Below are 18,508 nucleotides of genomic sequence, written 5' to 3'. Positions count from 1 at the left end.
CACACCTTTTTTGTTGAGAATGTTATTACTGTGTTACTTCCTGCAAAGAAACCTCAGTAACAGTTATGTCTTTTCTGATATCAAACAGCACAAAATAAGCAGTTACCAGTATAGAAATGATAAAATAGGCTGCAATGACATACGTAGCCCACGATATTTGAGAACTGATATTAAACCAATCGCCGGTGTAGTAAATGATATACAAGCCAACAAGGCTTTTCAGGGTTTCATAAAGCAAGGCATAAGGGTTTCTGTCCATCAATTCGGTATAGCTGAAAACTATCAGGAATATAAAGCCGCCATAGATAAAAATACCCGGGCTGCCGATGCTCACCAGATTGGCAAAGAAATAGCTGACTAAGGAAAAAGTGAATAGAAACTGAACCCATATCCATACCTGCATCAGCATCGAAGCCTTCGGCGCATATTTTTCAAAATGATAAGGATCTTCAATTTTGTGTACAGGATATCTCTCAATTACATCGGCGGGTCTCCAGCCGGTGGGCATAAACCAGATCCGGAGTTTGTCTCTCCAATTGCTGGCGTGGTAAGCATCTTGTATTAACAACCACAAGTGCTGGAAATTTATCTTGATAGGGTTCCAGGTGCTCACAGGGCGGGTAATACCATACACCGGCGGTACATTGGGTAATTCTACCTGAAATGTACCAAAGAGCTTATCCCAGATAATGAATATCTGTCCATGATTTTTATCCAGATACTCAGGGTTGATAGCATGGTGCACCCGGTGGTGCGAAGGCGTAACAATGATTTTTTCAAAGAAACCCATATTGCCAATATAGGTGGTATGATACCAGAATTGAGCAAATAAATGTAAAGGTGCTATGGTTGCAATCACTTTAGCGTCTACCCCGAGTAAAGCGGCCGGCAGCAAAAAAATAGTGAAGAGATTAATAAAAGTCGAAATGCTTTGTCTTAGGGCGCAAGCCAGGTTAAATTCTTCACTGCTGTGGTGAATGGCATGTTTGTTCCAGAAAAAGTTAATCTGGTGGCTCAGCCGGTGTACCCAGTAGCCCGAGAGATCTAAGGCGATAAAGGCAATGATATACACCCATATGGTTGACTCCACCTTATAAACAGCCCAGTGTTTCACCATGTAGTCGTAGGTCAATAAAGAAATGCTTAAACCCAACACATCTTTTATGATGTTGGTAAAGCCAGAGGTCATGCTCGAAAGCATATCCATGGTTCTGAATGATTCTTTCTTTAAACGCCAACCGTATAGTTTTTCTAATAAAACCAAACCCAGAAATATGGGCATGGCTATGTTCAGGATCTTGCCGTAGGTCTCCATTTTAGTATGCCTGCATAATAATTTATATGCGAAGATAGTAATATTCTGAGATAAATTAAAGTTTTAAGCAGAAATGCGCAGATACTTCTTGTCTATTCGAAATAACGATTGTATAGGGTATTTTATGCTCTGCATGCGCAATCTCTTGTCGAAATTTGCATTTTACTTCTTTTTCACCACTGCATAAACCTTCCGCTGTTCGTTGGTCATGATAAAATCGGTGTTGTTCGTATAATTAATTGCCTCCACCTGATTACGCCCCACTTTGATACATCCCTTGGGTTTCGAGAAGTCAATCTTGCCATTGGCAACATCAAAAGTGAATATTTTACCGTAAGTGAGCAGGGCGAATTCTTTTCCATCAGGGCTTATATCAGCCGAAGTAACCTTACTTTTTATAAAAATACTATCCTGCGGACTTACGCTGTAATCGCCGGGTGCATCAGGCACTATATATAATTTGGTCTGGTGCTTGTCTGACCAGTCTTTTGAGAATAGATACAGATTACCCTCAAACCAGAAGAAAGCCTCGCAGTCAAACACCTTTTGTTTGGGCGGAAACTCCGTTTGGTCGGCATAGCGAAAAGTGATTTTTTCTGTTTTACTGTCTTTGTGTTTGTAGATAGTAAGGTTTTTGCGTGCGTGACTGTTATTACCGAAATCACCTATATAGATATTGCCACTGGTGTCTTTGGTTAGTTCTTCCCAGTCAACATTCTTCGAGTCGTTCACCAACAGAGAGTCAAAAACTTTACCGGTTTTGTCAATCATATATAACTGGTTGTTTCCGCCACTGTCGTTATGTGTCCAATAAAAGCCCGATTTATCAGCCGGTGTCAGTCCTGAACTTTCGTTGACCTTTTCCGGTAATTCCCCGGTTTGTTTGATCGTGTATTCTTTTTTTGCCGATTGAAATCCGCTTTTGTCAACTTCTGAATGACAATTGCACAGCGCAATTTTCATGGCAAACAATAACATGTAAATCTTAGGCATAAATATCTATTGTATGGAGTTTTTTCAAATCGTTTTCTAAAAGCTTGAATTTAGAGAACAAGTTAGTTAATTTTGGATTGTCCGTGTAAATCGTCTCTAAATATTTCTAACCTATCTTTATGAAGCTTCGTCAGCAGCCTTTTTATAGCCGTCTTGCTTATGTGCTTATCTCTATTGTGATTGTTATTTATGGGATGTATATATTGAGAGACCTGCTTATTCCGCTCACTTTTTCGGGCTTGTTTGCCTTGCTATTGTTGCCCGTTTGTCATTTTCTGGAGAAATACGGGGTACCACGCTGGTTGGCCATTACACTGGCTATTATTCTGGCGCTTGCCTTTTTTTGTTTGTTCTGCTACATGATTTATGTGCAGATAATGGATCTGGAAGAGGTGCTGCCTCAGCTGACTGAAAAGGCCGAGAAATGGTACAGAAATCTTCAGTTCATGATTAGGGACACTTTTCATATCAGCCGTACCAAGCAGCGCATAGAAGGACAAAAGTACCTGACCGAGCTTCTGAAAAATAACAGTTATCTGATTACCAACACGCTTTCAACGACGACCGGTCTGCTGGGGAATCTGACGCTGATTCCACTATATGTATTTTTACTGTTGCTTTACAGAGATTTTATTCGGGTGTTTTTCTATAAAGCCTTGAAACCGGTAAGTAACCACAGAGTAGATGTGGTAATGAAGAAAGTTAAGGATGTAGTAGTGAATTATGTGGTAGGGTTGATGATAGTGATAGGTATTATTGGCATTCTGAACACGTTGGGTTTGTTTATAATGGGTATTGACCACGCCTTTTTCTTTGGTTTTTTTGCGGCCATTCTGGTATTGATTCCTTATATCGGTGTAGCGATAGGATCTTTGTTGCCTATAATCTTTGCACTAATTACTAAAGATTCGGCCTGGTATGCCTTTGGTGTGGCAACCTTGTTTGGTGGCGTGCAGTTTCTCGAAGGCAATTTTATTACACCCTACGTGGTGGGCTCAAAAGTGAGTGTCAATTCTATGGCGGCTATTATTGCATTGATTATCTTCGGCAATTTATGGGGGATTTCGGGGCTGGTACTTGCCTTACCGATTACGGCCATTATTAAAGTAATTCTGGATTCAATAGAAAGTCTGCGGCCGTATGGATTTTTGATTGGTGATGCCGATCACATTGACGTAAAAAAGTGGAAAATAGAAAAATAAAATCCTTATACCCTTTCAGGCCAGCGGCCTGAAAGGGTATAAGGATGATGAAACTAGGTTAATTGATTGAGTAGAGTTATATCATAGATCGGCTCCTATCAGTTTTCGTTGAAGAGGCAAGTCGGCTCTTTTTACAAAAGTGATGGGTACAAACTCTTCCGTAGGCGCACCTATGTAATAGAGCGTCCAATCCTGATCGTATCTCGACAACATGTTCCGGATACATTCTGCGCGGTCAATTATCGGGAACTCACACTCGTCCCAATAGAATAACTCTACGCGATAATGTAATTCTTGCTTTAAACCATTAATGGTAACTTCGATTTCGATATCCTGCTTCCCCGGAAGCGACGGAATCGGGATAGCTATGTGTGCCATATTTGTTTTGGTTTTGGCGCAGGGCATAGAGCAAAGAGCTTGGGGAACTACCCCTTGCCCTATGCACTTACCCCTATGCTATTCAGATTTAAGAGATTTCATAGGATTCATTAATGCTGCTTTTATTGATTGATAGCTGACAGTTAATAAAGCAATTGTAACGGCCAGCACACCCGCCACCAGAAAGAACCACCACTGGATTTCTATGCGGTATGCATATTTCTGCAACCAGTTTTTCATCAGATACCACGCTAAAGGGAATGCTATCAGGGCTGCTATTAACACTAATTTCAGAAAATCTTTCGATAGCATGGTTGTGATATTCAACACACTGGCGCCTAATACTTTTCTGACACCAATCTCTTTGGTGCGCTGCTCGGCTGTAAACATGGCTAAGCCAAACAAACCCAGACAAGAGATGAAAATTGCCAGAAACGCAAAATAATTGGCCAGTTTACTCACCACGTTTTCACCTTTATACTGGTTGGCATATTCCTGATCTGTAAACTGGTATCCGAACGGGAAACGCGGATTGAATTTTTTATAGGTCTTTTCCATACTGGCAAGAGCCTGACTGGTTTGCCCCGGTTGCGTGCGTACAATCACTTGTCCCCAGTTCTCTTTTCCACGTTGCAAACTCATAATCAATGGAGGAATGGCCTCATGTAATGAGTTGATATGGAAACTTTTTACAACCCCTATAATAGTGCCTTTTCTGCCCCACATGGTCAATTCTTTACCAACAGGGTTTTTCATATTCATCTTTTTAGCGGCCTCCTCATTAATGATATAATTAGAGGTATCGGTGCTATAAGATTGTGAGAAGTCGCGACCGTCTTTCAGCTTGATTCCCATCGTTGCCAGATAGTCGTATGAAACCGGATTCTGCGAGAATAAGATAATCTTGGTTGTGTCTTTTCCCGGCCAGGTCACACCCTGTGTTGAGCTCCCTACCTGCAGCGGATCGGCCTGCGAACTGGTAACCGACTTAACACCCGGCATGTTAAGCAGTTCTTGCTTAAAAGCCGTAAAATTAGTACTGAGGTCACCTTCTATCGACGTATAAATCATGTTCTCACGGTCAAACCCCAGGTTTTTGGTCTGAATGAATTGTATCTGCCGATATACCACCATCATGCCTACAATAAGCAAAATGGAAAGTGAAAATTGAAAAACCACTAAGCCTTTTCTGAAAAAAGTGGCACTTGGTTTGAATTTCAGGCTTCCTTTCAGTACCACTACAGGTCTCAATGACGACATAAACAGCGCTGGATAACTACCTGCAGCAATACCTGTAATAATTGTAAGACCCAACAGAATCAATAAAAATAGCGGATCAGTGAAATTGAGGTTCAGGTGTTTTTCTGTAAGGGTATTGAATGTAGGTAATATCAGAAAAACAAGAAAAATCGCGCAAATCAGACTCAGAAAGGCAATAATCAACGATTCTCCAAGAAACTGACCTATCAATGAATACCTCACGGCACCCACTACTTTACGAACACCCACTTCTTTGGCTCTTTTAACCGAACGCGCAGTTGCCAGATTCATAAAGTTGATACAAGCAATTACCAGAATAAAAACGGCAATGATGCTGAACATCTTCACGTAGTCAATTCTTCCGCCATCCTGCACACCTGCTTTATAGTTAGAGTACAGATACACGTCTTCGTAAGGCTGCAAAAACAACTCAACGTTGCTGTTTTTGTTTTTAGATTTGATATACCCTTTTACTTTGGCCTGCACCTTACTGATATCGGCATTTTTGTTGAGCATCACGTAGCATCTTGGCCCGTTGTTGCCCCATTCTTTAGCCCAATTGTTACTTTTAAGCCAACGTTCAAAACTCATCAGGAAATCGAACTTGATAGACGACTGCTCGGTAATCTCTTTCAATACTCCGGTTACCATTACATCATCACGATTGTCGACTCTGATGATTTTCCCCATAGGGTCCTGATTCGGGAAATACTTATCGGCTATCTTTTTTGAAATCACCACACCGTCAGGGCGTTTAAGCGCGGTTCGGGCGTCTCCCTGAGCCAAGTCAAAGCTGAACATATTCAGAAAATCGCCGTTTACGTAACGACCTTTCTCTTTTTCAAAAACATTGCCAACCGTAAATAATGGCGCTTCTTCCCAAAGAAACTGGCTGGCCAGTTCAATTTCGGGGATATCCTTCGTGATATGTTCAGATAGAATACCCGGCGTTGAGGCATAAGTAACTACTTCTCCGGCATAGAACTGATTTTCCATGACCCGGTAAAGCCTACTACCGTTTTTGTGAAACTTATCTTTTTGTATTTCATCTTGCAGCCAGAGCATTATCAATAAGCTGCATGTCATACCTAAAGCCAGACCCAGAATATTGAGCAGACTAAAGGTTTTGTTTTTCCATAAATTGCGCCAGGCGACTTTTAAGTAATTGCGTATCATAATTTTGTAAAGGAAAAGATCTTTGGTTAAGTATACGCAAACCTTATACCAATAATTGTAAATAGTTGATTGTTAGCTGTTTATGAGTGTTTCTTGCACTTGTAAATGTCCGAAAACGGACAAGCTTTGTTCAAATATGGACAGGCCGTAAATTTTCTTTTCTTAAACAATTCATGCCTCTTTAAAAATTTGATCAGGATTGCGCGTTAAATGAAATTGATGTGTTGTATTTTTGTATAGATTAAATCTATTGAAATTGAATTTACAGCAGTTAGAATATATTGTGGCGGTTGATAAATACCGACATTTTATGAAAGCAGCAGAGGCTTGCTTTGTGACTCAGGCTACCCTGAGCATGATGATAAAAAAACTGGAAGAAGAACTGGAGGTAATTGTTTTTGACAGAAGCAAGCAGCCGGTTGTTCCGACTGATATAGGCAAGAAAATAGTTGCGCAGGCGCAGGTGATTTTGAAAGAAACGGGGCAATTAAAAGAGGTGGCCAAATCAACAAAGAAAGAAGTACAGGGACAGCTCCGAATTGGGATTATACCCACACTGGCACCCTATCTGCTTCCTTTGTTTCTGTATGATTTACTGAAAAAATATCCGCAGTTAAAGATTCGTATCAGCGAATTGAATACCGGGCAGATTATTGAGCAACTAAGCAATGACCAGATAGACGTGGGGATTCTGGCAACACCTATTAATGCAGAGGGTATGAAAGAGTATCCGATGTTTTATGAAAAACTGGTGGCGTTTGTGTCAGGTAATGAAGAGACACTGAACAAAAAGTATATTATACCGGAAGATATAGACGTGAATCGTCTCTGGCTGCTGGAGGAAGGGCACTGCCTACGCTCACAAATGATGAATCTATGTGAACTGCGCAAGAAAAATACCGATCTGGGGAATCTGGAATACGAAGCCGGGAGTATTGAGTCTTTATTGAAAATTGTGGAAATCAATAAGGGGATTACGGTGATACCCGAACTGGCCATTATTAATTTTGATGAAAAAAAGAAAAGCCAGATCCGGGAATTTATGTCGCCGGTGCCTGTCCGTGAAATCAGTCTGGTTACTTATCGACACTTTATTAAAATCCGCTTGCTGGAAGTACTAAAGCACGAAATAAAAGAAGCCGTTGCCCGGTTTATACCCGAAAAATCGACCGGACAATTTGTGGTAGAGATTTAATCCATAAATTCCCAGGCACTTTGGTAGGTATTCAACTGCTCGGTGTAGGCAATAAAATCGGCATAGAATGGAAACGAAGCCAGGGTGGCGCTATCGCCCACAATAACCAGTTTCTTTCGGGCACGTGTCATGGCTACGTTCATCCGGCGGATGTCTGACAGGAAGCCGATGCTGCCCTCAGCATTACTGCGGGTCATGCTTATATACACAATGTCTCGTTCCTGCCCCTGAAAACTATCAATGGTATTCACAGAAATCTTCGATCGGTACTCCTGCAAATCGGGGCTATGTTCTAATTGCGACTGCAGCAGATTAATCTGTTCCTTATAAGGAGATATAACTGCAATTGTCGGGAAGTTTTCCGGTTTATAATGGTTTTTGAGCTGAGCTACCAGTGAGTTCAGATGTTTGAATACAAACACAGCTTCTTCAGGGTTGGTGGTACTGGTACCTTCCAGTTTTTCATCAAAACTGCAACCGGCGGTATCAATAAAGGCAATGGGCACATCATTGTTAAACAGCAGATGGTTCGCAACCTTGGCGTTGGCTTTCAGGCGATTGCCATAGAATATTTTCGATGAAAAACCCATAATCTGCTCGTGCATACGATACTGCTCTTCCAGTAAAACCACCGCTTCAGGATGCAGGCTAACTAGTTTTTCGAGCAGGGTAGTGGCAAAACCACCTCTGGCTGCTTCGGCCGACTTAATGGTTGGGGGTAGCTGGCAGTGGTCACCGGCTAAAACTACTTTTTGTGCTTTCAGAATCGGAATCCAGCAGGCAGGTTCCAGGGCTTGTCCGGCTTCGTCGATAATCACAGTCTGGTACTTCAGATTTTTGATGGTATAGTTATTAGAGCCTACCAATGTGGCTGTAATTACCTGCGCTTTTGCCACAATATCGTCAATGATATACTGCTCTGAGTTACCCACTTCTTTCATAATCTTGTGAGCCTCATCAAAGAGTAGTTTACGCTGGTCTCTCTCAGACTTTCCGAACTGGCGCTTATATTTGTGCGCCATGTTTTTGTATTCCTGTGCCTGTTTTTTGAGCCTTTTTATCTCTTTCATCTGGCTGTGCTCTGCCATTTTACTGTCGAGGGTCAAAGACATCAGTTTTTCAGTTACTCTGGCCGGGTTACCTACTCTCAATACGCTGAGTCCTTCAACATGCAGTTTTTCACTTAGCAAATCTACGGCTGTGTTGCTGGGTGCTACTACCAGAACGGGCTTATTGTCTTTTTGCCATAAAGCTTTAATGGCCTGCACAAGGGTGGTGGTTTTGCCTGTACCGGGCGGGCCGTGTACAATGGCCAGTTCGTTGGCCTGCAATATTTTCTCAACCGCCGATTGCTGCGAGGCATTCAGATTCTTAGCAAAAAAAATGGGTTTCTCAGTCTGAAAAGTAGGGGTTCCTTCACCTGTCAGTATATCAACCAGTTTGCTTTCATGTTTTTCATTAATGATAGATGCTTGCTTCAAGGCATCCTGCATTTCGTCATAGCTGTTATCGTCGAAGAGCAAGTCAATGCCCAGTTTGCCATCACGGCTCCAGTCGGGTAGTTCATCGGTGCGGAGCGTTATTTTAAGGCGGTTGTTATTCTGAAAGGCAATGGTACCTTCTACACGATCGTTTTTGGCATCATGGTTACTGAAAAGCATAGCCGGCATTCCGGTTCTTAATTGATGGGCAAGGTCTTGATGCGTGGTGCGCTCTACTTCCACAGTCAGATAATCGCCGCGGCTCATTTCCATGCCTCTTATCGCAATCGGATACCAGGTTAGTCCGCTGGCTCTGCGGTTGGCAACAGAGCTTTGTTCAGTAAGTTTTATATATTGATTATGGTCTTCTTCCCGCTCAATCCGGAGTAAGTCAAGTAGTTTTCTGAAGTAATTCATACCACAAAGGTAGCACTAAAAATGTGCTTTTGCGGATTATACATCTGTAGAATGCGAAACAAAATGAGGTTGCCTAAGTATTTGACCAAGACAACCTCATTAATAGAATATTGATTTAGAAATCTAGATTCTTTCCAGTTTAATCGGATAAGTTTTCTTTGAGCTCCACTGTGGTACATAAATATTGTCGTCAGCATCCATATATACATCGTGCGGATGCATGAATACATTGAATGGATCTTGCTTACGTTGTTCTTCCAGCTTTCCGTTGGTGTATACAGGTTCACTTCCACCGGGAGTAGAAATAACCCTGTCGTTCTTATCCAGAATTGTAATATAGCCGGAATTGACGTTGTCACCCGAAGTTGAACGAAAGGCCGCTCCTAATAGGTTTTCTCCTTTAATTACCGGCCTGCATATTAATGTTCCGGGCAATTCAATTGTAGAGATATATTTGCCGTCGAGCGTGAATCTCTTCCAGCAATTTTCTACGCGTGATGTCACCAGTAGCGTAGGCTTTTGTTTATTGCGGGTATCTACAATTACACCATGATTACACTTAAATTCAGTATTGCCTCCCCAATGGCGGATTAGCTTGCCTTTGGCGTCATACTGCATCACGTAGTTGAGACCGTAGCCGTCTACTACATAAATATCTCCGTTGGCCGGATTCACGGCCGTTTCAGTAGGTTTGAACTGATTAGGGTAATCGTACACACCGGTTTCTTTCGGATAATCTATCTTGAAAATTTCTTTACCATTCAGGTCCGTTTTTATAACCTGATGGCGGTCGGTATCGCAAATCAGCAGAAACTGGTCGTTGCCTTGTCCTGCAATGGTCAGCCCATGCCCACCTGGATAAGAGTTTCCCCAGGTTTGAAGCAACTTGCCCGATTTGTCGTAAATAAGTACATTATTTTTCGTCTCGTTGGTCAACAAAATCAGGCGACCTTTTGAGTCCTCTACCATTTCGTGGCAGTCGTTTACAGGGTTTTTAGAGGCATCAAGTATACCCCAGCCTGTTCTGACACGATATTTATGTGTATTATGGCCGATGATGATTTCATCATTTTTGCCGAAAGTCAGTCCCGGTATTAAGGTTGCAGCTGTTGCCAGGCCGCCGAGTTTAACAAAATCGCGTCTGTTCAGGTATTGGTTCATGGTATCAGGTTGAATATATCTTAGAATTGATATCAAATATGAAAAAACTTCAGCAAATAATGATAGAGCATTCCCTAATCTTTTTTGTCGTAGGGAATATAACTCTCCCATTCCCAAGGAGTGAATAAGTCACCGATGGCATAAGCCAGAAGTTCTCTGAATATGCTTTCACCGTTATCATTATTAGTCATGATGACGATGGCAATCTTTTTGTCAGGATAACAAATTGAATAATGTCCCCATCCGTCGTCATGTCCTTCTTTAAAAAATGCACGGCCATAAGGGCTTTTTAGCACACCTACTCCAAAACCATAGCCCAGTTTAATATTGTCGTTATCAGAACTATCCACCCTTGCCAACGGGCCAAATTGCCTTTTAGACCTGATCCGTAGCTGTGTGCTGGTCATGGCATCGAAACTCTTTTTTGATAAGCCTTTATGATTAATGAAAGCTGTATAAAACTTGTTGAAATCTTCCAACGTTGTGCTCATCGAACCACCTGCACTTGCCTCATTCCACTTCATCAGTTCATAAGGTTTGCCGTCGTTGTTATGTCCGAAGGCAATTTCAGTATCAAATTTTTTCTGCCAGACCTGACTTGTGGTCGTCATACCTAAAGGTTTGAAAACCCGTTCCTGCGATAGCGTTTCATAATCTTTACCGGTAATTTGCTCTATTACAAATTGAAGCAGATAGAGTCCTTCGCCGGAATAACTGTAGCGACTTCCCGGTTCAAAATTAATTTTAAGTTTCCGGTCAGCTTCAAACCAGCGCCAATTCGGGAAGCCCGTCGAGTGTGTCAAACACATACGGGCGGTTATTTTTTCATATCGTTTGTCTCCTCTTAAATCGTGGTAGCCTCTGTTCCATCCTTTTATTTTGTAATCAGGAAGAGGTGAGCCAAGATACTGTACCAAAGGTTTATCGAGGTCTATTACTTTTTCATCAACCAACTGCATGGTTATGTATGCAAACACCATTTTGGCAAAAGAAGCCGCATACATGACCGATGTTGGGGTAAATGGCTTCTGCCCCTGCACATCTGCCAACCCAAATGTTTTGCTGAAAATTACCTTATTATTATTGAATACCGAAATGGCCGCTCCTGATACATTAGCTGCTTTCATCAGAAATGCTACTTTCTTTTGAAGACTGTCTGCATGAATCTTTGAGTTGTCAATTCTTTTAATGGTCTGCCCTGATGCTGAGAACCAAATAAAAGTGATACTGAGCAAAGCAACTTTGGCTTTCAATAGCATATACTGGTTAAGCTTAGTTATCTGCGTTTGGCAGATTTTTTTGTAGTACTTTTTCTATTACCGGGCGCATACTTTTTCCCCGTCGATGAAGCCGGTTTACTCTTTTTAACTTCCGGCCTTCTGACTTTCTTTTCATGAAAAGCTCCCTGAAAGGTAGGGTCTTCTTTTTTGCGTTGATCATCAATTTCACGCAGTTGTCCCTGGCGTTCTTCAAATGGTGTAGTAGGAACTTCGACCTCCGCAGGAATCTGTGCCCTCGGAATTTCCATACGGATAATCTTCTCTACTTTTTTAATATGATATTCTTCGGGAGCCGTGAGGAAAGTAATGGCTTCGCCCACATTGTTGGCACGTCCGGTTCGTCCGATCCGGTGTACGTAGTCTTCATAGATTAAAGGCACATCGAAGTTAATCACGTGCGATACCTGCTGAATATCAATTCCTCTGGAGGCCACATCTGTTGCCACTAATACATTTACATCGCCCTCGCGGAAGGCATCCATTGAGTTGATACGCGTATTCTGCCCTTTGTTGGCATGTATGACACGAATCTTGTTAAATGGCACTATCTTTTGTACCATAGAATTATACACATGATCGGCGACTTCTTTCGAGCGGGTGAAAATAATAGCCTTTTGTACGTCTTCGGTTGCAAAAATATGTTTCAGCAGATTGAGTTTTGTCTGAGAGTTGGATACCTCATACATACGCTGCTTCACGGTTTCGGCTGTAGTGGCTTGCGGGGTAACCTCCACACGCACAGGGAATTCAAGAAACTCTTCCGATAACCGTTCAACTTTATCCGAGAAAGTAGCCGAGAAAAGCAGGTTTTGTCTCTTACGTGGAATCACCTCCAGAACTTTACGTATCTGCGGCATAAAGCCCATGTCCATCATTTTGTCGGCTTCGTCCAATATCAGTACTTTCAGGTCTTTCACCCCGATTTCTTCACGCAGATACAAGTCCATGAACCGGCCGGGGGTGGCTACTATAATGTCCACCCCTTTCTTAAGAGTCTCAATCTGTGTTTTAGGCCCTAACCCTCCATAAATAGCTGTGTGGCGTAAATCTGTATACTTGGCCAGTTCAGCAACGGCCGCGTCAATCTGCATTACCAGTTCACGGGTGGGGGCAAAAATAATGCAACGCGGCATGTGGCCCTGTGCATATTTTATTTTCATAAGCACCGGCAAAAGGTAAGTAGCTGTTTTGCCTGTACCTGTCTGAGCAATGCCGAGTACATCATGCCCTTTCATGATTAACGGTATGGCCTTGTCCTGAATAGGAGTGGGGGTGGTATATCCGCTGTCTTCTATGGCATTCAGCAGCTGACGATTCAGCTCAAATTTTTCAAAAGAATTTTCCATTGTATCTGTTCTATTAAGCCGAAACTATCTGCTTAATACTTAATATTTGAGTGCAAAAGTACATAATAATTAAAACTTAGACTAATGAATACTTTTTTACAACCTTTTACCGAAATTTAAGTCATAGTTTGCAAATACATTAAAATATGCAAAAGATATCCATACCGATTATTTTCATTCTGGCTTTTATGGCCAATGCCTGCTGGGAAAAACATGAGCCGTCACCCAACGACAAGATTTCAAATATGGCTGTTTCGGCCAGAAAGGTGAATGATGAGGTACTACTCACCATAACAGCTTATACCTTTAAAAACCACAGCGGCCCCGAGCCCACCAGTTTTGATACAGCCGAGGTATGGATTTCTGAGGGAGCATCCGGATTTTCGAACATGAAATTGGCTTATACTACTTCGCAAGAATCGATTAAACTGGAAAATCTGCAACCTGACAAAAACTATTATGTATCGGTAAAAGGCATTAAGAAAGGAGAAAAAACAGATTTTTCCCGGCAGATAATGTTTACTACAAGTTCGCTGAAACCTAAAGATACGATTCTCGAATTATCTAACAGTTTGTTTATGAGTAGTTCGAGTATCAGCCCGTATCTGGCTTATACCGATACTAATACCGGCGAGATTGTATTGCAGAACTGGGAAGATAAATCGAAGAAAGTAATCTTTAAAAACTCTACAAGTAAAAGCTATCTGGTGAAGGGTTTTTATGCGCAGGGAAGCAGGCTGTATCTTCAAACAACTAAAAACAACGATCGAGCATTTGACTACTACGACATGGCCACACAGAAATTTGTAGAGTTAGAAATACCCGCAGGAGCCAGAGTCTGGAATTACGCCTTTTCACCCGACGGAACCCAACTGGCTTATACTGATTACGACAAGCAGGGTTTATACATTTACAATATAGCAACTAAAGTAAATAAACAGTTTTCAAACGATGGCTTTTACTATTTCGATTGGTCGAACGATGGAAAAAGTATTATTCAGATGAGAAACAAGGTAAATGCAGGTGGTGATATAAAAGAAATAGTAAAACTAAGCCTGAATAACGATGGCCCGCCAACAGCCAGACAATTGTTTGAATGGACTGACTCCATGCAATGGGTAAGTATCTCTCCTAAAGACGAATATCTGCTATTTGGCAGTAGTGTAGCCAATAATCCGGATCTGTGGGTGTATGATATGACCACCAAAAAAACGTGGCAGATATCAGATGCCATTAATTTCGGTTGGTTGTCTGACAAAGAGTTTTTTGTAAATGCCAATAAGTCAACCAATGAAACAAGTTGGAAAACCTATCGATACAAGTTACCTTAAGGTAATATATAAGGCTGCATTTGCCCACTGAAACTTTGCTTGAATCCGCTGCTGTACTTAGACCAGAAGCGGATTTTTTTTATTTTCAGATTGGTTTGACCCTTATTGAGGAAAAAATTAGCAGCCTCTGATTGAGTGGTGACTCTAGGGTTGATGAATATACCTCCTTTCAGTATTTTATCGATTACTCTATAATGCATCATCTGGCCATTTTCATACGTTACTTCGCAATAAAGATAGGGCGGCTGGAAAAACAATCGTGATAATTTGCCTTTCAGGCTATACTCAATATTCGCCGTAAAAAGAATGGGCTTGTCAGTATCTGGCAGAAAAATATCTTCATTGATTTTATAAGTGACTGTTTTTGCTGGTTCAGCCTCCAGTTTTTTAGAGATGGGCTGATGCCGGAATACAAAAAAAGTATCTTTTGCAATCAATGTGGTATCTGTCAGCCGATAGTTTTTCAGCAGCGCTTTCGTTAAATCTGTTTCAACCCAGAAGTGGTTCTGCTCGCGAAACGATGCTATGTGGTAAAAAACATATTCAGGGGCTGTTTTAGAAAGATATTTATCCCCATTTTTTTTCATAAGCCAATCGCTATTTGCCTGATAGGATTGAATGACCGGGCGCGGATTGTAATTGAGTCTGTTGAAATACAAATACTTAATTTCGTGCGGTACAATGTCGACCGTTGCATTGCCTATTTTTTGCAGTATATTCTGCGATAATGGAAACGGATTGTTTTCAAAATTATCATCATAATTATAATGGATAAGCCTGTCAACATAATTGACCGGGTTTTTCAGCTCTATTATGTCCAATAATTGAGAGACTTTAAAATTGCCTTTCATTTTCTCTGCAACCGTTTTGGGCGGATAGGTAAGCCAGTAACTTTCAAAGGTATCTTCTTCACTCATATAGACACGGATCTGTTGTGTGGCGGCTATTTGTATGAGCAAAATCAATACAAATGTCCTGCCAGCCCAAACTTTGTGTTTGTCGGCCGTGAAAAGATACAACAGAATTGCCAGGGGAGGCATAAATAAAAAGAATCCGAAAATATTGTAATACCATACTGCCGTATGCGCCTGCTTAAAACACAGAAACCAGCTTAGTGTGACAAGAAAATAGAGATACAGAGATTGCCATTGGAAACTTCTAAGGATAAACAGACCTGCTACCACCAGAATCACCCCTTCATATATCAATAATGTTATCAGTTCTGATTCTTCAATGATTACCACAGCCATGGCATCCTGATAAGCATCAATAATTTTTAAGCTTGAACCAAGATAAGCGGGTAAATCGACATGAAACAGAAATGATAACGAATAGGTTAAGCCAAGTAATAAAGCAGCCGTAATGATAATGGTTCGTAATGTAAAGTACCGTGCTACATAAAAATAAACAAGCGAGGCAAACATGACTACATAAACTACAATACTCAGATTAAGCTTGATATAGAAAATCAGGACTGACAACAGCACTGAAATGAGCAGACCAATGGTATTACGGGTTTTCTGCGCATGTAAAAGCCAGAATAAAAGAAAATAGAAGAGCGTGAAGGATTTATCGGCAATGAAACCCCAGGGCATAAGAATAAGAATTGCCGAAACCGCCACCACCCACCATTTTTTACCCGCTTTCGCGAACGCAAACCGAAGAATAACCAGATAATTGAGTAATTCGAAAAAAGAGCTGGCAACTAGTATGGCAGGAGAAACAGATTTGGGCAAAAGCCCTGTGTTCATATAACCTAATGGACCATAATTAAAAATGAAGTCGCGGCCGAAAACAAAGTGCTTATCTATAGCCATTGCCAGCGCCTCGTGCCAGGATGCATCCAGGTCAGTGCCGGCATAGCCCACTGGTAGGGATAAAGAGAAATAAATCAGGCTAAAAAAAACAAGAAAGATATTTTGTCTTGTATTATCAGATATTTTTGTCGGTTGCATTAAAAAAAGTCTTTTACCCTATGTTACAAAAGTAAGGTAAAAGACTTTTTGTTGCGTACTTATTACTTGAAATTTTACTTCCCTGCCCGTTTTTTCAGGTCTTCTCTTTTCAGGGTTATCAGATGGCCAATCGGTTTTGCGTTACGGTAAGTAACAACCCGCAGCGTTACCTGCGCATCAGGTATTTCAAAAGGCTGGGTATATTTGTTAGAGAAGCGATCAGGCATGGTGTCGTCTGTGGTATAGTAAATATCCACGTCGGGTAATTCTGATACCAGTTCTGCCAACAGTTTGCCATCTTTGATACTTGCTTTCACAATGGCATCATAAACGGCTTTCGAATAACCCATTTCAGCCACATCGGCTCTGTCAAAGTGGGCTTCCATGCGTTTCGTGAAGTTGTTCCAGTCTTTACTTTCTTTCGGTGACCAGTATATATCCGACAAAGCCCATGCCCTGGGATAGGTCATGTATTCTGCATAACGGATAGTCGGAATCTGCTCTGTCCAAAGGTTGCCTTGTCCGCCCAGAATATATTTAGCTTCTATTTCGTCAGGAACCGGCTCGAAGCTATACGTTTTGCTCAAGCGTAGGGAGGCATAAATAGGAGGGTCAATAGTAGGCTCTCCCTGCATGTAATCCAGATACGCAAAAGTAGTAGGGGTCATTACCACATTATGTTTCATTTTGGCTGCTTCTATGCCGCCTTTTACGCCTCTCCAACTCATAACAGTTGCGGTTGGAGAAATGCCGCCTTCCAGAATTTCATCCCAACCCAATAATTGTTTACCTCGTGCATTCAGTATCTTTTCCACACGTTTCATAAAATACCCCTGTAGTTCTTCCACGTGGGTCATGCCCATTTTTTTCATCAGCGCCTGACAACCCGCGTCTTTTTCCCAGAAACCCTTGTAGCATTCGTCACCGCCTACGTGTATGTACTTATTAGGGAATAAGGCCGCCATTTCGGTAAACACTTTATCCAGAAACTCATACACTTTTTCGTCCGACGGATTCAACGTGTTATCAATAAACATTCTGAATTTACCGTCGCCATACCACTCGGCAAAATTAGTGCCGGGGTTTACCTTTGTTTTAGGGTCTTTGGTACATGAAAGTTCAGGATACGCCGCAAGCGCTGCCATGCTATGGCCGGGCACATCAACTTCGGGCACGATGGTTACTCCGCGGTCAGCAGCATATTTAATAATGTCCTTAATGTCTTCCTGTGTATAGAAACCGCCGTAAGTAGTAGGCTCGCCATCTTCCGGCGCTTTTCTGTCGCCGAATCTTCCGGCTCTTTCCACGCGCCAGGCACCTACTTCTGTCAGTTTCGGTAAAGATTTTATTTCTATTCTCCAGCCGTTATCATCGGTCAGATGCCAGTGCAACGTATTGAATTTATAGCGAACCATGTCATCAATATATCGTTTTACGTCTTCTTTCGAGAAGAAATGCCGGCTTACATCAAGCATTAGTCCACGCCAGCCGAAACGGGGATAATCGGTAATTTTCACACCGGGGATAGTCCAGCTGACATTTTTCACTACAGTTTTGCTCTCTATTTCTTTGGGCAATAATTGCAGTAGAGACTGTAAGCCATAAAATAAGCCTGAAGGCTTGTTGGCTGCAATTTTTACACCCGTGCTATTGGCGTTGAGTGTATAGCCTTCGTCACCAATTTTTGTATTGGGAGTAGTATTAATAGTAAACTGAATAGCTCCGGTCTTTTTGATTTCAGGGGCAAATCCTGTTGCGTTTTTCAACTTCGCAGCAAGCATGGCTGCAATTTTACGGCTTTCGTTATCGTTGGCTCCGATAGCGGTCGCGGCCGTTATCTTAAATGTACCTGCCACCTGCTGAATCTCTACGGGTTTCGGAATAATATTTTGAGCAGAAACATCAAGGGCCAGGATGCTTAATAAAAGCACGACTATGTTTTTTTTCATACGGAAAATTTAGGTTTTTGAATCGAAACGAGTTTCAAAGTAATTAAAAAAAGGGGGGGGAAGCAAATA

The 18,508-nt window shown here is 41.7% G+C and carries 13 protein-coding genes; 3 read left to right on the top strand and 10 right to left on the bottom strand.

From position 1 onward, the window contains the following. Positions 1 to 25: 25 nt before the first annotated feature. The gene (locus tag AC1RRY_RS10230) at positions 26 to 1,315 is read right to left on the bottom strand and encodes a sterol desaturase family protein (RefSeq protein ID WP_492821192.1); all 1,290 of its coding nucleotides are present in this window, start codon (positions 1,313 to 1,315) and stop codon (positions 26 to 28) included. A 162-nt stretch (positions 1,316 to 1,477) separates the two neighbouring features. Next, positions 1,478 to 2,308, bottom strand: coding sequence for a hypothetical protein (locus AC1RRY_RS10225; RefSeq protein WP_492821194.1), 831 nt, complete (start codon positions 2,306 to 2,308; stop codon positions 1,478 to 1,480). 119 nt (positions 2,309 to 2,427) lie between these two features. Between AC1RRY_RS10225 and AC1RRY_RS10220 the strand changes: the two genes are divergently transcribed. Further along, positions 2,428 to 3,510, top strand: coding sequence for an AI-2E family transporter (locus tag AC1RRY_RS10220; RefSeq protein ID WP_492821196.1), 1,083 nt, complete (start codon positions 2,428 to 2,430; stop codon positions 3,508 to 3,510). Between the two features lie 81 nt (positions 3,511 to 3,591). Here the strand turns inward: AC1RRY_RS10220 and AC1RRY_RS10215 are convergent, their stop codons facing one another. Next, on the bottom strand, positions 3,592 to 3,888 hold the full coding sequence (locus AC1RRY_RS10215) for a hypothetical protein (protein WP_492821198.1): 297 nt from the start codon (positions 3,886 to 3,888) through the stop codon (positions 3,592 to 3,594). Positions 3,889 to 3,966: 78 nt separating this feature from the next. Continuing rightward, positions 3,967 to 6,324: an ABC transporter permease gene (locus AC1RRY_RS10210; RefSeq protein WP_492821200.1), complete on the bottom strand. Its 2,358-nt coding sequence runs from the start codon at positions 6,322 to 6,324 to the stop codon at positions 3,967 to 3,969. A gap of 232 nt (positions 6,325 to 6,556) precedes the next feature. Between AC1RRY_RS10210 and AC1RRY_RS10205 the strand changes: the two genes are divergently transcribed. Then, entirely contained in the window at positions 6,557 to 7,519 is a 963-nt protein-coding gene (locus AC1RRY_RS10205; RefSeq protein ID WP_492856684.1) for a LysR substrate-binding domain-containing protein, read from the top strand. Here AC1RRY_RS10205 and AC1RRY_RS10200 read toward each other — a convergent pair. From AC1RRY_RS10200 to AC1RRY_RS10185, 4 genes are all read right to left on the bottom strand, one after another. After that, positions 7,516 to 9,417 (bottom strand): AAA domain-containing protein, encoded by a 1,902-nt coding sequence (locus tag AC1RRY_RS10200; RefSeq protein ID WP_492821202.1) that lies wholly within the window; start codon positions 9,415 to 9,417, stop codon positions 7,516 to 7,518. The genes AC1RRY_RS10205 and AC1RRY_RS10200 overlap by 4 nt on opposite strands. Before the next feature lie 123 nt (positions 9,418 to 9,540). Next, a complete protein-coding gene (locus AC1RRY_RS10195) occupies positions 9,541 to 10,578 on the bottom strand; it encodes a 6-bladed beta-propeller (protein WP_492821204.1) in 1,038 nt (345 codons plus the stop codon). A gap of 74 nt (positions 10,579 to 10,652) precedes the next feature. Further along, a complete protein-coding gene (locus AC1RRY_RS10190) occupies positions 10,653 to 11,837 on the bottom strand; it encodes a serine hydrolase domain-containing protein (RefSeq protein ID WP_492821206.1) in 1,185 nt (394 codons plus the stop codon). A 17-nt stretch (positions 11,838 to 11,854) separates the two neighbouring features. Next, positions 11,855 to 13,204, bottom strand: coding sequence for a DEAD/DEAH box helicase (locus tag AC1RRY_RS10185; protein WP_492821208.1), 1,350 nt, complete (start codon positions 13,202 to 13,204; stop codon positions 11,855 to 11,857). Between the two features lie 146 nt (positions 13,205 to 13,350). Here AC1RRY_RS10185 and AC1RRY_RS10180 point away from each other — a divergent pair, with 146 nt between their 5' ends. Then, complete coding sequence (locus AC1RRY_RS10180; RefSeq protein WP_492821210.1) at positions 13,351 to 14,535, top strand: TolB family protein; 1,185 nt, start codon at positions 13,351 to 13,353, stop codon at positions 14,533 to 14,535. Here the strand turns inward: AC1RRY_RS10180 and AC1RRY_RS10175 are convergent. Together AC1RRY_RS10175 and AC1RRY_RS10170 are read right to left on the bottom strand one after the other, a co-directional pair. Continuing rightward, the gene (locus AC1RRY_RS10175) at positions 14,532 to 16,490 is read right to left on the bottom strand and encodes a hypothetical protein (RefSeq protein ID WP_492821212.1); all 1,959 of its coding nucleotides are present in this window, start codon (positions 16,488 to 16,490) and stop codon (positions 14,532 to 14,534) included. The genes AC1RRY_RS10180 and AC1RRY_RS10175 overlap by 4 nt on opposite strands. Before the next feature lie 74 nt (positions 16,491 to 16,564). After that, a complete protein-coding gene (locus AC1RRY_RS10170) occupies positions 16,565 to 18,439 on the bottom strand; it encodes a beta-N-acetylhexosaminidase (RefSeq protein ID WP_492821214.1) in 1,875 nt (624 codons plus the stop codon). Between the last annotated feature and the right edge of the window lie 69 nt (positions 18,440 to 18,508).

Source organism: Emticicia sp. GW821-FHT11C11 (assembly GCF_058808615.1).
This window is presented reverse-complemented; position numbering and strand designations above follow the sequence as displayed.